Raw genomic sequence first — 16063 nt, forward strand, 5'->3', positions numbered from 1 at the left:
TTTTCTTTTTTATATAATTTAACTATATATAATAGACATAACGGTCTGTCATACTCGGTTAATATTTGTTTTTAAAAAAATTATTTGAATAATTAATATATATATATTTTGTATTAAAAAATCTTTAACATTTTGTAACGTCATTTTTTCTCTTTTGGTCAATTTAAGATGGCTTGTATTTGGTCAATGTTATAGTATTCCATAAATCTTAACTTAGCTGGGTACGAAATCCTCTGCTCCGTACCATGTGTTACCGGGAATGTTTTTGCAATGATTCACCATACGCATCACCAAGACCACGTTCATCATAGTGCTCCTACACATATTGTTGCCCATACTCACGCGTCTGCCACTAAAAGTAAAAACAGTGGTAAACATAAGCAAAAGCAACACACTTCTACGCACTCTAAAGCAAAAAAAGCGGTTGTTGCTAAACACACCGTAAAATCTGCGAAAAAGAGAGCGCATCAACATACCTTTAATGCTAAAGCTCAACCTAATAAAGCCAGTCATAACCATATTAATGTAAATAAGTTTACTCATACATTGGCTGTGAATGCACGTCGTAAAAGTACAGAAAAATGTGCTAGACATGTTCGACTGGCGCTAGAATCTGCAGGAGCAAATGTTACAAACCATCCTGTTGCAGCTGCGGATTGGGGGCATACCTTAGAAAAAATTGGCTATAGACAAATTTCACCGGCATTTGATAGTCCACGCAAAGGTGATATCTATATTATTGGTCGTACTCGATCTCACGAATACGGTCATATTGCAGGCTATACAGGTTCAGATTGGGTTTCTGACTTTAGACAAAATAGTTATGCTGTGTATAGTGGCAATGCAACGTACAAGTACTATCGCTTAATCTAATCAGTTTTAAAATATAAAAGACAAAAGCAGATAGCACTTCTTTTGTCTTTTATTGACAGTTGTATGTCATAAATAATGTTTCTTTATCCTCAGCAAAACCCATCTTCTTATAAAGACGCTGTGCTGATGTATTACTGACACACGTTTCTAACATTAGAAATTTTGCATCAGTTGTATTGGCCAATTGAATTGCTTGTGTCATTAAATACTCAGCAATTCCTTGTCTACGAAATAAGCTATCCACATATAAGTCGTTTAAAATCCATGCTTTTTTCATCGAAACAGAAGAAAATATAGGATATAACTGAATAAAACCAACTACTTTACCCTGCTCATTTTTATAAATAATAAACTTTGAATCATTATTTTGTAATCGTGCTTTTATAAACGCTTTTGCAATTTCTAAATTGTCTTCTTGCTTATAAAACACTCTATATGCATTAAATAACTCAGCTAAATCATGAATATCTTTTTCGCTCTCTATTTCAAATGTATGCATTGGTGTATTGGTCTCATTTATATTTTTCGTTAATTCCCTACAGTAGATTAAATATATATTATTTTCAATAGTTTAATATTTAGAATATAAAAATAAAATAGGATTAGACATAGTGTTATGTTATCTTATAACATATTATTTGTATATTTATACTTTTCTCATGTCAGTCAAACAACTTTCACAGCGTCTATATGCTATAGATGCACTTCGCGGTTTTGTCATTCTCATTATGATGCTCGACCACGTAAGAGAAACTTTTTTTTTACATCATCAAGTACCCGATCCAATGGTCATTAGTGAAACAGAGCCCATGCTCTTTTTGAGTCGAACTTTGGCTCATATATGTGCACCTGTTTTTGTATTACTTACTGGGCTTTCAGCATATTTATACCAACAAAAAAATAATAACCTAAAGATGACACAATCTTTTTTATTAAAACGTGGAATATTTCTTATCGCTTTAGAGCTCACATTAGTTAATTTTGCATGGACTGGACAGTTCCCCCCTCAAACTATTTATTTACAAGTTATTTGGGCTATAGGAATTAGTATGGTCTGTCTTGCAGGGCTTATTGCTTTACCTCGTCTATGGCAATGGTTCATCGCATTAATTATTATTTTTGGGCATAATCTTCTTGATCCAGTAACATTTCAAAACCAAACTCTACAATCATTTTGGAATATTCTTCACCAACGAGGATGGATTAACTTTGAAAATGGATTACGTATTCGTACAACCTATCCTGTATTACCATGGATTGGACTTATATTGATAGGATATTGCTTCGGACGAACATGGTTCCAAAAGCATATTACTCAAGTGCACCGCAGAAAAAATATTCTTACCACTGCTATTGTTAGTATTCTTCTATTTATTGTTCTTAGGCTTATCAACATTTATGGTGATCACTCATGGCAATATATGCCAACAGCCTTAGAAACTTTTATGAGTTTTTTCAACTTAACGAAATATCCACCTTCATTATTTTTTATTCTATGGAATGGTGGTATAGGACTGCTCATCCTGCTATTTTTAGAAAAATTTGAACATAAAAACTGGCTAAAACCCTTAATTACTTTTGGTTCTGTACCTATGTTTTTTTATATTTTACATTTATTTGTACTTAAACTACTTTATCTTATTTGCGTAAGTATCTTTGGTTTAAATCATGAAAAATACTTTGGTTTCAGTCATATCAGCTCGGTTTGGATCACCAGTATTTTACTTTCGATTGCGCTTTATCCTGCTGTAAAGGCCTTTTCGCACTTTAAACACCAAAATAAACACATTACATTTTTAAAATACTTTTAAACCCGTCTTTAAAGAGTGTTCTTGTGGCACTCTTTAAAGCGATTCATACATTTCACTCTAAATGTTTATTTATAGTACTCTATATAAATGTAAGGTTGTACTAAAGTTGTGCGAACGCTCCTTTAGAGGTAGCGTAGCTCACATACATTTTTATACTATAAACACCAAATATTCAGTATGCTGACTATTTGAATTATCTTTATCTATATTTCTTAATATTTCAGAGTTTCAAAGCTTATGAGTAACCGTTTTTATATCGATACAACATTAAACTTAGGTGAGCGTATTGAACTTACAGAAACGGTTTTTCATCATTGGGTACGTGTTTTACGTGCAAAAGTTGGGGAACAAGCCATATTTTTCAATGGTCAAGGTGGAGAATATACAGTTGAGCTCGTAGAAATAAATAAGAAGAATGCTTTTGTTCACATCCAAACATATTTAGCAGATGATCGTACGCCAAACTTTCAGGCGCTTCTAGGACAGGTAATGTCTAAAGGAGATCGAATGGACTATGCTATTCAAAAAGCTGTAGAGTTAGGCGTACATACTATTCAGCTTCTCACAAGTGAACGCTGTGAAATGCGTTTGAAATACGATAGAGATCAGAAGAAAATAGACCATTGGCAAGCTGTAGCAATTGCAGCATGCGAACAATGTGGGCTTAACAAAGTACCAAAAGTATTATCGCCTATCTCTTTAAATGATTGGTTTGAACAACCCCTGCCACCGACCCGTCTTGTATTGGCGCCGAATAAAGAACAAAAACAAGTACTTGATCAAGCAAAACCTCAGATTGCATTATTAATTGGTCCAGAAGGTGGGCTTTCTGAATCAGAAATTCTACAAGCCAATACTTACGGTTTTCAAAATTGGTGTATTGGAGAGCGTGTTTTGCGCACAGAAACCGCACCTGTTGTCGCATTGTCAATTTTAAACTTTACTTTTAAAGGTGAAATATAATAAGGTAGATATTAGAAAAAAAATATTCTCAAGCTCGGTAATAATATAATACGCGATTGAAGAATATAAATACTAATACTCTTATTACTTATGGATATGCAATGTCATTTAGACAAAATGATATACAGCAAAAAGAAATAATAGCATACCAAGTTGAATACTCTTCACGTCTTATTATTTCTTTTATTTACAGCATTTTAATTGTAAATATATTTATTGCGGTTAATTTTAATTTTAGATTCCCAGATTATATCAACTGTATTAATTTCTCTATTTCAATTAATTTTTTTATATTACTTTTAAGTTTACTTGGAATAAGAATTAGTTTAAAAAAACATTTTGATACACAAAATCTTTATTTTATTCATAAAATAATATGCCTAAGTATTGGTATCTGCTTAGGGTTACTTATATATACGTTATATATTTATATCCCCTTACATCACCAATACCTTCAAGTACATGATATATTTTATATTGTACTTATTTTGCTCGTAGCAGTGTTGCTATCATCTTTAAGCTATTTAACACAGCGATTGGTTTATTTTTTTCTTGTCGTCTTGCCAACGTGTTTTCCAATCCTACTCATACAACCAACACAAGAAGCTCCTAGTAATTCCTTTATTCCAGTATCTCTCAACTTCATTTTTATGATGGTCTGTTTATGTGCAATTAGCGTAAATCGTGGTCATAAAAAATACACAAAGAGAATGCTTGAGCAAAAAAATTTAACCACGTATCACAACAATAAATTAAAGAAACTACAAAGCATAAATCAGAAGTTATCTTTACAACTCAATACCAGCTATTCATTAGAAAAAGAGCTTTCTCAGAAAAATGAAAATCTGATCAATCAATATATTCATGGCATGAAACAGCATGTTTATGACTACAACCAACTTTTTGAAAAACAGTGTTTTATCATGGAGTTGACCCATCGAACTTCTTCTATACACACATGGGAATGGAATATTTTAGAAAGCACACTAGAGGTGAATAATCAGTTTTTCTCCAAGTTACAAAATGATGCAACTATTTCCATGCAATTATCTGAAATCGTGCATGTCAATGATTTAAAAAACCTTGTGAGCCAGCTTACTAAACACTTTACAAAGCAAAGGAATTTTTTTGAATGCCGATGTCGCATTAAATATAAGAATCAATGGGTTTGGGGCGCATTGGTTGGACAAGTTACTCGTACGCATACGAAAACTCAAGAACCGATTACAATGCTCGGTATCTTCAAAAATATCGAAAAAGAAAAACGCAACCAAGACCGTATTGAGCAATCTGTGCAGATTACACAGCATATTGATGTTGGAATTATTACATTGGATGCCAATTTAAATTATACAGATGCCAATCCATTTTTTTGTACTATGACAGGGTTAAGTAAGAACCAAATTACTGGTCGAGGTCTTTTCGATATTACAGATGATTATCACACACAGCAACGTAGCCTTCATTACTCCATTACCGATGAATTACTCAAAAATTCTCAGTTCAAAGGAGAGTTTGAAGAAACGTTTATGTCTGGTAAAAGAATTAGCATTCGATGCCACATTCATGCGATTAAAGATCGTGATGAGCATATTATTCAATACATTGGTATCATTTCAGATCTTACAGATTATAAACAGCAAGAACAGCGTCTAGACTATCTTGAAAACTATGATGTTACTACACAGCTCCCTAACCGCTTTTATTACAACTATAAGCTGTATCAGTTTCTAATAACACACCGTGAAAATGTTAAGAAAGTTGCGATTATTTATTTATCGATAGATAGATTTCATGCACTCGAAGAGTTCTTAGGCAATAAAATAACAGGAATGCTATTACGTCATGTTGCAAAAAGGCTGAAGACACTTAATCCTCATGCTTTCATGATTGCTTACCTCAACCGTGAAGAATTTGCAATTGTCTATGAGTTAAATCATTTAAGACCAAGTATTCAGCAACTGTGTGGAGATATTATTGCTGGATTTGCACAGCCATTCTCCTTTGAAGAGCAAGAACTTATTTTAACTGTATCGCTTGGTGTTACGCTTTATCCAGAGCATGCGTTAGATTTTGATCAATTAAACCATCATGCAAGCCATGCACTTAGACAAGCTCAACATTTAGGTGGCAATACTGTCCAGTATTACGCACAAGAGAAAAATGGTTCATACATTCAAGATCTCAATTTAGAAAATGAACTCAGACAAGCTATTAAAAATGGTGAGTTAGAAGTTTATTATCAACCTAAAATTCATTTAAAAGAGCATATTATTTCTGGATTTGAAGCACTTATTCGTTGGAACCATCCAAGACAAGGGCTCCTTTTGCCTGCATATTTTTTACCGTTTGCCAAGCAGACCAGCCTTATTTCAGATATTGGTAGATATGTTATTGAAGCGTCTATAAAACAACTTAAAGCATGGGAACTCGAAGGACTTCCACCTGTTACTATTTCTATTAATGTAGACCCGCAACAACTTTATAGAGGCCAACTTTTACACATTATTGATACTTTCCTTGAAAAATATCAGGTAGATGGCAAATATCTTGAATTGGAAATTACAGAATCATCACTTATTGAAAAAACACTGTATGTTCAGTCATTACTTCAACAACTCAAGCAAAGGCATATTGCACTCTCTTTAGATGATTTTGGAACAGGTTATTCTTCACTGGCTTACTTAACCGAATTTCCATTCGATATTATTAAAATAGATCGCCAATTTATACAAAATATGGATCAAATTTCGCAGAAAGCAATTCTAAATGCGATTATTGCTATGGGTAAAGCAATGGATCTGAAAATTGTAGCTGAAGGCGTAGAAACAAAAGAGCAACTCGAATTTTTTAGACAAAAAGAATGCGATATTGTACAAGGTTATATCTACTCCAAGCCTTTATCACCCAACAATGCGAGCGACTATTTAAAACACTTTTTGTCAGAACAGTAACTTAATTTGCCATAGGCAAGTCTATTTATCGTCATTTATACTTCAAGTTTTAGTATCTTTATCGCTGTGCTAAAGCTTTAACTAATGCTATATTCAAATCGTATATATTCCAGCGCGGCTTAGATCACTGGATTAAACTGTACTAAAGAGATTCAAATGGACGATCAAACACTTAAACAGCAAGCTTTAAATTATCACGAATTTCCAACACCGGGAAAAATCAGCGTTACGCCAAGCAAACAGCTCAGCAACCAACGTGATTTAGCCCTTGCTTACTCTCCAGGGGTTGCGGAACCTTGCTTAGAAATCGCACGTGATCCATCTACAGCTGCAAAATACACGGCACGTGGTAATCTAGTTGCCGTTATCAGTAACGGTACGGCTGTACTAGGACTTGGTAATATTGGCCCACTGGCTTCTAAACCTGTCATGGAAGGTAAAGGGGTTTTATTTAAAAAATTTGCAGGTGTCGATGTTTTCGATATCGAAATTGATGAAAATGATCCTGATAAAATTGTAGATATTGTTGCAGCATTAGAGCCGACTTTTGGTGGGATTAACTTAGAAGATATTAAAGCACCAGAGTGCTTCTATATTGAGAAAAAACTACGCGAACGTATGAAAATCCCTGTGTTCCATGACGATCAACATGGCACAAGTATTATTGTTGGTGCAGCATTACTCAATGCATTAGAGCTGAACGGCAAAAAAATTGAATCTTTAAAGATTATTGCATCAGGTGCTGGCGCAGCAGCGTTATCTTGCCTCGACTTACTTTGCGCATTAGGTGCAAAAAAAGAAAATATTATTGTTGCTGACTCGCGTGGTCTGATCACTACGTCTAGAGAAAACTTAGATGCCTCTAAACAGCGCTATATGCAAGATATTCCTGAAACAAAATTGCATGAAGTCATCGAAAATGCAGATATGTTCTTAGGACTTTCAGCAGCAGGTATCTTAACGCAAGACATGGTGAAGAAAATGGCTGAAGATCCAATTATCTTCGCTTTAGCCAATCCAGATCCTGAAATTTTACCAGAACATGCACACGAAGTTCGTTCAGATGTCATTATGGCAACAGGACGTTCTGACTATCCAAACCAAGTGAATAACGCGCTTTGTTTCCCTTACATTTTCCGTGGTGCATTGGATGTAGGTGCAACCACAATCAATGAAGAAATGAAGGTTGCATGTGTACATGCGATTGCACGTATGGCACATGTAGAAGCAGACACAACCACTTATGGTGAAAAACCAACTGCTTTTGGTCGCGACTATCTCATTCCGGGACCTTTAGATCAACGTCTTATTCTAGAAATCGCACCTGCTGTTGCACAGGCAGCGATGGACTCAGGCGTAGCAACTCGCCCGATTGAAGATATGAACACATATCATCAAAAACTTTCTGAATTTGTATACAATACAGCTTTCATTATGAAGCCTATTTTTGCACAGGCTAAGAAAGCACCTAAACGTATTGCATATGCAGAAGGTGAAGACGTACGTATTCTTCGTGCTGCTCAAGTCGTTGTTGACGAAGGGATTGCACGTCCAATTTTAGTAGGTCGTACTACAGTCATTGAAGCGAACATTCAAAAACTTGGCTTACGTTTACACAATGGCATTAACATTGAAATCGTAGATCAAGAAAACAACCCGCAGTATGAAGAGTTCTGGAAAGACTATCACGATGTAATGAAGCGTAAGGGTGTTACTGTCGAGTATGCACAACGTGAAGCTCGCCGTCGTTCAACCATTATTGCTTCTATGCTTGTAAAAACAGGTAAAGCCGACGGTATGCTTTGTGGTACATATAGCAGTTACGAGCGTCATTTAGAGTTTGTTAGCAATATCATTGGACTAAAAGAAGGCATGAATAACTTCTTTACACTCAATGCACTCATGCTTGGCGATCGTAATTTGTTTATCGCAGATACTTATGTAAATACCAATCCAAATGCAGAACAATTGACAGAAATGACGATCATGGCTGCAGAAGAAGTTCGTCGTTTTGGTATAGAACCACGTATTGCACTCTTATCACACTCTAGTTTTGGTAGCAATCAGACTGACGAAAGTGCACAAAAAATGCGTAAAGTTTATGCACTGCTTTCTGAGCGTGCGCCTGAACTGATTGTAGAAGGTGAAATGCATGGAGATGCTGCATTAGATGAAAATATTCGTCATTTTGCATTCCCAAATTCACGCTATAAAGGTTCAGCAAACCTACTTATTATGCCAAACTTAGATGCGGCAAATATTGCCTTTAATTTATTAAAGTCAACTGCAGGTAACAATGTGACTGTAGGCCCTATTCTTTTAGGTGCTGCAAAACCTGTTCATATTTTAACACCAACGGCAACAACACGTCGTTTAGTAAATATGACAGCAGTAACAGTGACAGAAATTCAACAGCAACAAGGCGAATAATACATTTCACCTAAAAAGGTTTGAATTTCAGACTTGTACAAACCTCTATTCTGATGCATGATGATGCTAAGAATAGAGGTTTTTTCATGCGTGTTTATTTAGTTGGTGGCGCTGTCAGAGATCAGCTTCTTGGCCACCCATATCAAGAAAAAGATTATGTCGTTGTTGGTGCAACTCCTGAACAGTTGATTGAACAAGGATATCAGCCCGTAGGGAAAGACTTCCCTGTTTTTCTACATCCTCAAACCAAAGAAGAGTATGCGCTGGCACGAACTGAAAGAAAGCAAGGTCGTGGTTATCATGGGTTTGAGTTTATTACCGATTCAAATATTACATTAGAACAAGATTTACTACGGCGTGATCTGACCATTAATGCAATTGCTCAAGACGAGGCCACAGGTCAAATCTACGATCCTTACCATGGTCAATATGATATTGAGCATAAAATTCTTCGTCATGTTTCAGATGCATTCGTAGAAGACCCTTTACGTGTATTAAGAATTGCCCGTTTTGCTGCACGTTATTCAAGCTATGGCTTTACCATTGCGCCAGAAACACTTGCTCTTATGCACCAATTAGTACACTCTGGAGAGCTAGAAAGTCTCACGCCTGAGCGTGTATGGAAAGAAACATCCCGAGCGCTATTCGAAAAAAATGCAGATGTTTATTTTGAAATTTTACGTGAATGTGATGCACTCAAAGTGCTTTTCCCAGAAATAGATGCATTATTTGGTATCCCACAGCGCCCTGAATATCACCCAGAGATTGACTGTGGTATTCATACACTGATGTCTTTACAACAAGCTTGTAAAAATGAATATAGCTTAGATGTACGATTTGCTGTACTGGTACATGACCTAGGTAAAGCACTCACACCCAAAGATGTTCTACCTCGACATATTATGCACGAGGCACGTGGTGTAAAACCCGTGACTGAACTTTGTGAACGCTTAAAAGTTCCAACCAATACAAAAAAATTAGCAATTTCAGTATGTAAAGAACATTTAATGTGCCATCAGGCGCTAACGCTCAAGCCAGGTACACTCTGGCGCTTATTACAACGTTTAGATGTTTTAAGACGTCCTGAAAAAGTAGAAGAGTTTATTCAAGCATGCGAATGCGATGCACGTGGGCGACTTGGTTTAGAAAATAGACCTTACCCTCAAGCAGAATATATGCGCAAAGCAATTCAGTGCGTACGTCAAATCAAAGCCAGTGACCTCCCTAAAGATATTAAAGGCCCTGACATTGGTGAGATGCTAATTACTTACCGTATTAAAGCATTAGAGACCTTAAAAGCATCATTCCTTGCAAAACAAGCTCAGCCATAAATTGGTGTATTGCTGAAAAAACAGATCTAATCATTTCAAATTAGATCTGTTTTATTGAATATTTGAGGAGCTTAAGCAATTTCCGCAGGAAATGTGATGACATCTGAAATTTTAAACTTACTTTGTGCAACCATTAATAGACGGTCGATACCAAGCGCTATTCCTGCACATGGTGGCATATTAGGTAAAGCTGCCAGTAAGTATTCATCGATGGGCATTCGTACTAGTCCTTCTTTCTCACGTGCATTATTGTCTTCTGCAAAACGACGACGTAATACTTCTGCATCCACCAATTCATCATATGCATTTGCCAACTCTAAGCCTTCTATATAAACCTCAAATCTAGCAGCAACTTCTTCACCATCTTCATCTATACGCGTCTTAGCCAAAGAGGCCATTTCTGGTGGAAAATCTGTTAAAAAAATAGGGGTATCAAAACCTAAACTTGGCTCTACAATATGGGAAAATAATAAATCCATGTATGCTAGGCGGTCGTCCCCTAAATCAATATGAATACCTACTCTTTTCGTTGTTTCCCTTAACTCTTGCAATGTTGCTTTTAAAGGGTTTAAGTCTAAACGATCCTGAAAAGCATGTTTATAACTTAAAACAATTGGTCTAATTTCTGTAAACTTGTCAGACAAACAAACTTGTAGTAAATCGGCAGTCTCATGCATTAAATCTTTCAGCGAAAAATGAGGCCGATACCACTCTAACATGGTAAATTCACTATTGTGTTTTTTGCCATGTTCATCGTCCCTAAAAACTTTACAAATTTGGTAAATTGCCCCACTACCACTGGCCAATAGACGCTTCATGGCAAACTCAGGAGAGGTTTGTAAATAATGGTGATTCAGTTTTCCGCCTAAATTTCTATGCGCACAAATCGATGCCAAATGAACATCTGTTACGCCTGCTGAAGAAAGCACAGGAGTTTCAACCTCAAGTACATCTCTTTCATTAAAAAATTGACGAATTTGGTTATACATTTTCGCGCGTGCTCTTAATGCTTGAAGATCACATGTAGGTGCATAATGTAATGTCATTATATTTGTGCTCCATGTGATGACCATTCACGGCGTAGAGGATAATTTTTACGTAATTCATCAAAGCTTTGTTGATCAATTAAACCGTCTTTTAAACAAGTACGCAGTCTACGATCATCTTCTAAAATTGGATATATTTTAAATATATGTGCTCTTAAGACATCTTTTAAATCATCTGACTGTTTAAAATATTGTTCACACTTAGGAAGTTGTGTTCTAAAGTCTTTATTTGGTGTCATTTGATAGTGGTTACAAAATGCGTCATATACCATTTGTGTTCCACGTGCCTTACCTTCCAGACTATAACCAGCAATATGTGGTGTTACTAAAGAAACATGATCCAATAACACTTTCGTAATCTTCGGCTCATATTCAAATACATCGAGTACAACCGAACGTCCTGTCTTTTTTATATCTTCAAGCAAAGCTTCTTCAGAAATAACGGAACCACGCGCACTATTAATTAAAATGGTTTCTTTGGGCAACTGACGAAAAACGTCTTTATTAAATAAATGATAGGTTGGATACTCGCCTACTTTGGTTAAAGGTACATGAATTGAAATGGCATTAGAGTTTTGTACCAACTCGGAAAATGATACTTGTTGAACAGTTTCCAATTGTACAAAAGGATCATAAGCAATCACATTCCAACCTAGCTTTTGAGCTACATGAGATAAGCGACGCCCTACATTACCCAAACCGACAATACCTAAAGTAAAATTTTCTTCTGCATCTAATCGTTTTATATCTAAATGAAGTAATGCTGTAATTACATATTCTGCAACAGCTTGAGCATTACAACCCGCAGCATTTGCCCACTGAATATTTTTTTCATTTAAATAATCAATATCTAAATGGTCAGTACCAATCGTTGCACTTCCCACAAAATTGACATCACTTCCCTCAAGTAATACTTTATTTACGTTGGTGACTGATCTCACCAGCAAAGCATTGCTATCTAATACATCGGCTGCTTGTAATGTCCTTCCTGCATGTAACTGAATTTCAGCAATATCTGAAAAAAAATATGATGCAAAAGCAAGGTTCTCATCTGCAACAATTTTCATTGAGCATCACCTAAAATTTTAAATATGAATGCCCCATCATAAACCACCTATAAATCTATTGTTTCGTTTTTTTAACAACTCACCAATTTTTTAGAGAACCCTTTATACTAATATTTGAGTTTATATAGCAAAAAACGATTTTATAAATATTCTTCAAACTATTTCTCATTCAATGGTTTAAAGATTTTTATAGTCAAAATAACACTTTAAATGAAAATGATAACGGAGGACATTCATGTCTAATCCTGATTTAAGAAGCGTTGAACAAGTTACAAACTTCATTCGTGAGAGCTATAAAGGCACAGGCAAGCTTGCAGGAAAAGTAGTTGTAATTACTGGTGGGGGCACAGGTATTGGTCGTGCAATGTCTATGCATGCAGCGACTGAAGGGGCTGATCTTGCAATTACGAGCTATACTTCTTCACAAGAACAGGCTGCATCTTTAAAAGCTTGGGTTGAAAAACTTGGAAGAACTTGCCGCGTCTATGAAGTAGATCTTGGGGACAAAGAAAAAACTCAAGAATTTGCAAACAATGTATTACGTGATTTTGGAAAAGTGGACGTACTTGTAAATAACGCTGGTGCACAATTTCCGAAAAACAATCTTGCAGATATTTCCGATGAACAATGGAAAAAAACGTTTAATATTAACTTAGATGCCATGTTCTATCTAAGTAAAATTTTCTTACCACAGTTTAAAGATGGCGACTCAATCATTAATGTCGCTTCTGTAAATGCTTATATCGGATTAAAAGAATTAGTAGACTATTCATCAACTAAAGGTGCAATGATCAGCTTTACACGTGCACTATCTAACCAAGTTGCACATCAGGGTATTCGTGTCAATGCAATTGCACCAGGGCCGATCCTTACACCAATTCAAGGTACATGGAGCGATGTAGATAAGTCGAAGTTAGATGACTTGGGTAAAGACACCTCTATGCAACGTTATGGCGTACCACATGAAGTTGGCCCAGGATTCGTTTTCCTTGCAAGTGAAGATGGCTCTTATGTTACTGGCCAAACACTGCATATTAATGGCGGTATTATGGTTAACGGCTAGTTTGTCCCAAATATCATTAAACGCTGTATGTCTCTAACGACATACAGCGTTTTTTTATATGTAGAACTTGGATCACAATAATTGTATATTTATTATTCAGTTATTCATAAATAGAAAATTCAGCTACCTATGTATCAGTTGTGTAATTTTTTTTGCTTATTGGTTTAGATGACAGCACAATTACTCAAAGATTTCATGATCTTTACTCAAACAAAATCAAAATACGAGATTAAAATGCATAAGAGAATTATTATTGGTATTTTAACAACTTTAGCAGGCTCATCACTTTTCGCTGCTGATCTTGGACCAACGCGTACAGGTGGGGCAAATACAATTAAGGTCGATAATGACAAACCTTTCCGTTTAGAAGGTGATATTGGATACCTTTTCAACAATAGTAAAACAACAGATGGTAGTTCAACCAATAAAACAAACTTAACAGCGCGTATATTATTTCAACGTCAAGCTGGTATTTGGGGTCAAGAAGTTATTGCAAGTGCAGTAAGTACACATGACGACAATGCAACAAACAATATCGAACGCTATTTATTGGCTGGGAAACTTTCTCACAGCAGTTCAGATACAATCTATCAATTTGGTAAATTAACTGCTGAAAAAGATCTAAGCAGTGCTTTTGACTATCAAATTAGTGCAACAGGTGGTCTAGGAATTAACATTCTAAAAGATGACCGCCAATCTCTTTCTACTGAAATTGGTGCAGGTTATCGTTTTAGTAAAGAGAAAGTAGAACCTCAAGATACAACAAACGAACTCGTAGGTACACTGGCAGCATTTTACGAATATAAAATTACGCCATCTGTACGTTTCAACCAAGATCTAGGCTATGAGTTTGGTCAAGATTCTCGTACATTCCGCTCAAGAACGGCGCTTACAACTGATCTAACAAAGCACTTTGCAGCATCTGCAAGTTATAACATTAAAGATATTCAAGCAGATATTGGCAACAGTAGAGACTCTTTACTTTCGCTTGGTCTTAACTATAAGTACTAAAATATTTAATAAAAAAAGGATGCTTAAGCATCCTTTTTTTATGGGTAAACCTATGCGATATCAATCCCTTTATCTGTGAGTTGTGCCTCTTCACTCATTGCTCTTTGTCGTTTCGTCATTAAAAAATAAATATAGCTTACAACCAGAAAGCCAATGAAAATTTTTCCAATCGTAAAGTTAAAGTAAAACATAGATAAGAAGCAAATGGTTGCAATGACTAAGGCAATAGCTGGAATAATAGGATAGCCTGGTGCTAAAAATGAGCGCTCTAGTTCAGGTGCACTCTTACGCAGTTTAAATAAACTCAGCATACTCATAATGTACATTAATAATGCACCGAAACAAGCCATTGTTACAATGGCTGCTGTTAGTGTCATGCCCTGAATTTGAATAATATTATCACTAAAAATTGCAATAATACCGACAATACCACCTGCAATAATTGCACGATAAGGAGTATTAAAACGGGATAATTTAGCTAAACCTTGCGGTAAAAATCCCGCCCTACCAAGTGCATAAATTTGACGCGAATATCCTAAAATAATCCCATGAAAACTTGCAACCAACCCAAATAATCCAATCCATACTAGCATGTGCATCCATGCAGAGTTATGCCCAACAACAGCACGCATTGCTTGTGGTAATGGATCATTAATATTAGATAACTTACTCCAATCGCCTACACCGCCTGCAAAAATCATAACCATTAGTGCAAGACTGACAAGGGTAAAGATACCGCTAATGTATGCTCTTGGAATCGTTTTTTTCGGATCTTTTGCTTCTTCTGCCGCCATTGCAGCACCCTCTATGGCAAGAAAGAACCAAATTGCAAAAGGAATTGCTGCAAAAATACCAGATACTGAGTCTAAACTAAAATGAGCTTGCCTTGCCCATCCATTTAAAACGAAATTAGAAAAGCTAAAACTCGGTTGAACAACCCCAACAAAAACCAACAATTCAATGACTGCTAAAATTGTTACGACTAGCTCAAATGTTGCGGCAATCTGCACACCTACAATATTTAAACTCATGAAAATAAAATACGCAGCTACAGCCGCATATTTAGGATTTAAATCAGGATACTGTACATTTAAATATGCCCCAATTGCCATCGCAATAGCAGGAGGTGCAAACACAAATTCTATAAGTGTTGCAATTCCAGCAATAAACCCACCTGTATCTCCAAAAGCTTTTCGGCTATATGCAAAAGGTCCCCCTGCATGAGGAATAGCTGTGGTTAACTCAGTAAAGCTAAAGATAAAACAAGTGTACATTGTCGCAATAATTAAGGTAGTGACTAAAAATCCTAATGTTCCAGCAACTCCCCACCCATAACTCCAACCGAAATATTCACCGGAAATTACCAACCCGACTGCGATTCCCCACAAATGAAATGTTCCCAGTGTTGGTTTCAGTTTTTGATTCATAACCGACTTCCTTAGATATAGATATTTACACACCGTCCATATGTATATTGCGTGGTCATTTCATTTAAAACTTGACAGTAAAGCCTA

The 16063-nt window shown here is 35.9% G+C and carries 12 protein-coding genes; 8 read left to right on the top strand and 4 right to left on the bottom strand.

The window, feature by feature from the left end:
- Nucleotides 1–273 precede the first annotated feature (273 nt).
- Nucleotides 274–873: a CHAP domain-containing protein gene (locus I2F23_RS14030; protein WP_407647978.1), complete on the top strand. Its 600-nt coding sequence runs from the start codon at nucleotides 274–276 to the stop codon at nucleotides 871–873.
- A 49-nt stretch (nucleotides 874–922) separates the two neighbouring features.
- Here I2F23_RS14030 and I2F23_RS00150 read toward each other — a convergent pair whose 3' ends face one another.
- Nucleotides 923–1372, bottom strand: a complete 450-nt coding sequence (locus I2F23_RS00150) for a GNAT family N-acetyltransferase (RefSeq protein WP_195770586.1) — start codon at nucleotides 1370–1372, stop codon at nucleotides 923–925.
- A gap of 160 nt (nucleotides 1373–1532) precedes the next feature.
- On the opposite strand from I2F23_RS00150, the gene I2F23_RS00155 reads away from it, so the two are divergent.
- From I2F23_RS00155 to I2F23_RS00175, 5 genes are all read left to right on the top strand, one after another.
- Nucleotides 1533–2684: a DUF1624 domain-containing protein gene (locus I2F23_RS00155; protein ID WP_195770587.1), complete on the top strand. Its 1152-nt coding sequence runs from the start codon at nucleotides 1533–1535 to the stop codon at nucleotides 2682–2684.
- Nucleotides 2685–2921: 237 nt separating this feature from the next.
- Nucleotides 2922–3647, top strand: a complete 726-nt coding sequence (locus I2F23_RS00160; protein ID WP_195770588.1) for a 16S rRNA (uracil(1498)-N(3))-methyltransferase — start codon at nucleotides 2922–2924, stop codon at nucleotides 3645–3647.
- Nucleotides 3648–4357: 710 nt separating this feature from the next.
- Entirely contained in the window at nucleotides 4358–6601 is a 2244-nt protein-coding gene (locus tag I2F23_RS00165; protein ID WP_195770589.1) for a putative bifunctional diguanylate cyclase/phosphodiesterase, read from the top strand.
- Between the two features lie 156 nt (nucleotides 6602–6757).
- Complete coding sequence (locus tag I2F23_RS00170) at nucleotides 6758–9031, top strand: NADP-dependent malic enzyme (RefSeq protein WP_195770590.1); 2274 nt, start codon at nucleotides 6758–6760, stop codon at nucleotides 9029–9031.
- An 86-nt stretch (nucleotides 9032–9117) separates the two neighbouring features.
- Complete coding sequence (locus I2F23_RS00175; RefSeq protein WP_195770591.1) at nucleotides 9118–10362, top strand: multifunctional CCA addition/repair protein; 1245 nt, start codon at nucleotides 9118–9120, stop codon at nucleotides 10360–10362.
- A gap of 71 nt (nucleotides 10363–10433) precedes the next feature.
- On the opposite strand, the gene epmA is transcribed toward I2F23_RS00175, so the two are convergent.
- Both epmA and I2F23_RS00185 read right to left on the bottom strand, forming a co-directional pair.
- The gene (gene epmA, locus I2F23_RS00180; RefSeq protein ID WP_195770592.1) at nucleotides 10434–11408 is read right to left on the bottom strand and encodes an EF-P lysine aminoacylase EpmA; all 975 of its coding nucleotides are present in this window, start codon (nucleotides 11406–11408) and stop codon (nucleotides 10434–10436) included.
- Nucleotides 11408–12475: a 4-phosphoerythronate dehydrogenase gene (locus I2F23_RS00185; protein ID WP_195770593.1), complete on the bottom strand. Its 1068-nt coding sequence runs from the start codon at nucleotides 12473–12475 to the stop codon at nucleotides 11408–11410. Before I2F23_RS00185 ends, epmA begins: the two co-directional genes overlap by 1 nt.
- A gap of 235 nt (nucleotides 12476–12710) precedes the next feature.
- Between I2F23_RS00185 and I2F23_RS00190 the strand changes: the two genes are divergently transcribed.
- Together I2F23_RS00190 and I2F23_RS00195 are read left to right on the top strand one after the other, a co-directional pair.
- Nucleotides 12711–13538 carry an SDR family oxidoreductase gene (locus I2F23_RS00190; RefSeq protein ID WP_195770594.1) on the top strand — a complete coding sequence of 276 codons (828 nt, stop codon included), beginning with the start codon at nucleotides 12711–12713 and terminating at the stop codon, nucleotides 13536–13538.
- Between the two features lie 234 nt (nucleotides 13539–13772).
- Nucleotides 13773–14549 (top strand): DUF481 domain-containing protein, encoded by a 777-nt coding sequence (locus I2F23_RS00195; RefSeq protein ID WP_195770595.1) that lies wholly within the window; start codon nucleotides 13773–13775, stop codon nucleotides 14547–14549.
- Nucleotides 14550–14599: 50 nt separating this feature from the next.
- Here I2F23_RS00195 and eat read toward each other — a convergent pair whose 3' ends face one another.
- Entirely contained in the window at nucleotides 14600–15976 is a 1377-nt protein-coding gene (gene eat, locus I2F23_RS00200; protein ID WP_195770596.1) for an ethanolamine permease, read from the bottom strand.
- Between the last annotated feature and the right edge of the window lie 87 nt (nucleotides 15977–16063).

This window comes from Acinetobacter pollinis (assembly GCF_015627175.1).
Classification (GTDB): Bacteria; Pseudomonadota; Gammaproteobacteria; order Pseudomonadales; family Moraxellaceae; genus Acinetobacter; species Acinetobacter pollinis.

Excerpts from the sequence above, each read along its gene's own strand:
- I2F23_RS00150 (WP_195770586.1), bottom strand. The coding sequence starts at position 1,372 with ATGCATACATTTGAAATAGAGAGCGAAAAAGATATTCATGATTTAGCT.
- I2F23_RS00155 (WP_195770587.1), top strand. The coding sequence starts at position 1,533 with ATGTCAGTCAAACAACTTTCACAGCGTCTATATGCTATAGATGCACTT.
- I2F23_RS00160 (WP_195770588.1), top strand. The coding sequence starts at position 2,922 with ATGAGTAACCGTTTTTATATCGATACAACATTAAACTTAGGTGAGCGT.
- I2F23_RS00165 (WP_195770589.1), top strand. The coding sequence starts at position 4,358 with ATGCTTGAGCAAAAAAATTTAACCACGTATCACAACAATAAATTAAAG.
- I2F23_RS00170 (WP_195770590.1), top strand. The coding sequence starts at position 6,758 with ATGGACGATCAAACACTTAAACAGCAAGCTTTAAATTATCACGAATTT.
- I2F23_RS00175 (WP_195770591.1), top strand. The coding sequence starts at position 9,118 with ATGCGTGTTTATTTAGTTGGTGGCGCTGTCAGAGATCAGCTTCTTGGC.
- epmA (WP_195770592.1), bottom strand. The coding sequence starts at position 11,408 with ATGACATTACATTATGCACCTACATGTGATCTTCAAGCATTAAGAGCA.
- I2F23_RS00185 (WP_195770593.1), bottom strand. The coding sequence starts at position 12,475 with ATGAAAATTGTTGCAGATGAGAACCTTGCTTTTGCATCATATTTTTTT.
- I2F23_RS00190 (WP_195770594.1), top strand. The coding sequence starts at position 12,711 with ATGTCTAATCCTGATTTAAGAAGCGTTGAACAAGTTACAAACTTCATT.
- I2F23_RS00195 (WP_195770595.1), top strand. The coding sequence starts at position 13,773 with ATGCATAAGAGAATTATTATTGGTATTTTAACAACTTTAGCAGGCTCA.
- eat (WP_195770596.1), bottom strand. The coding sequence starts at position 15,976 with ATGAATCAAAAACTGAAACCAACACTGGGAACATTTCATTTGTGGGGA.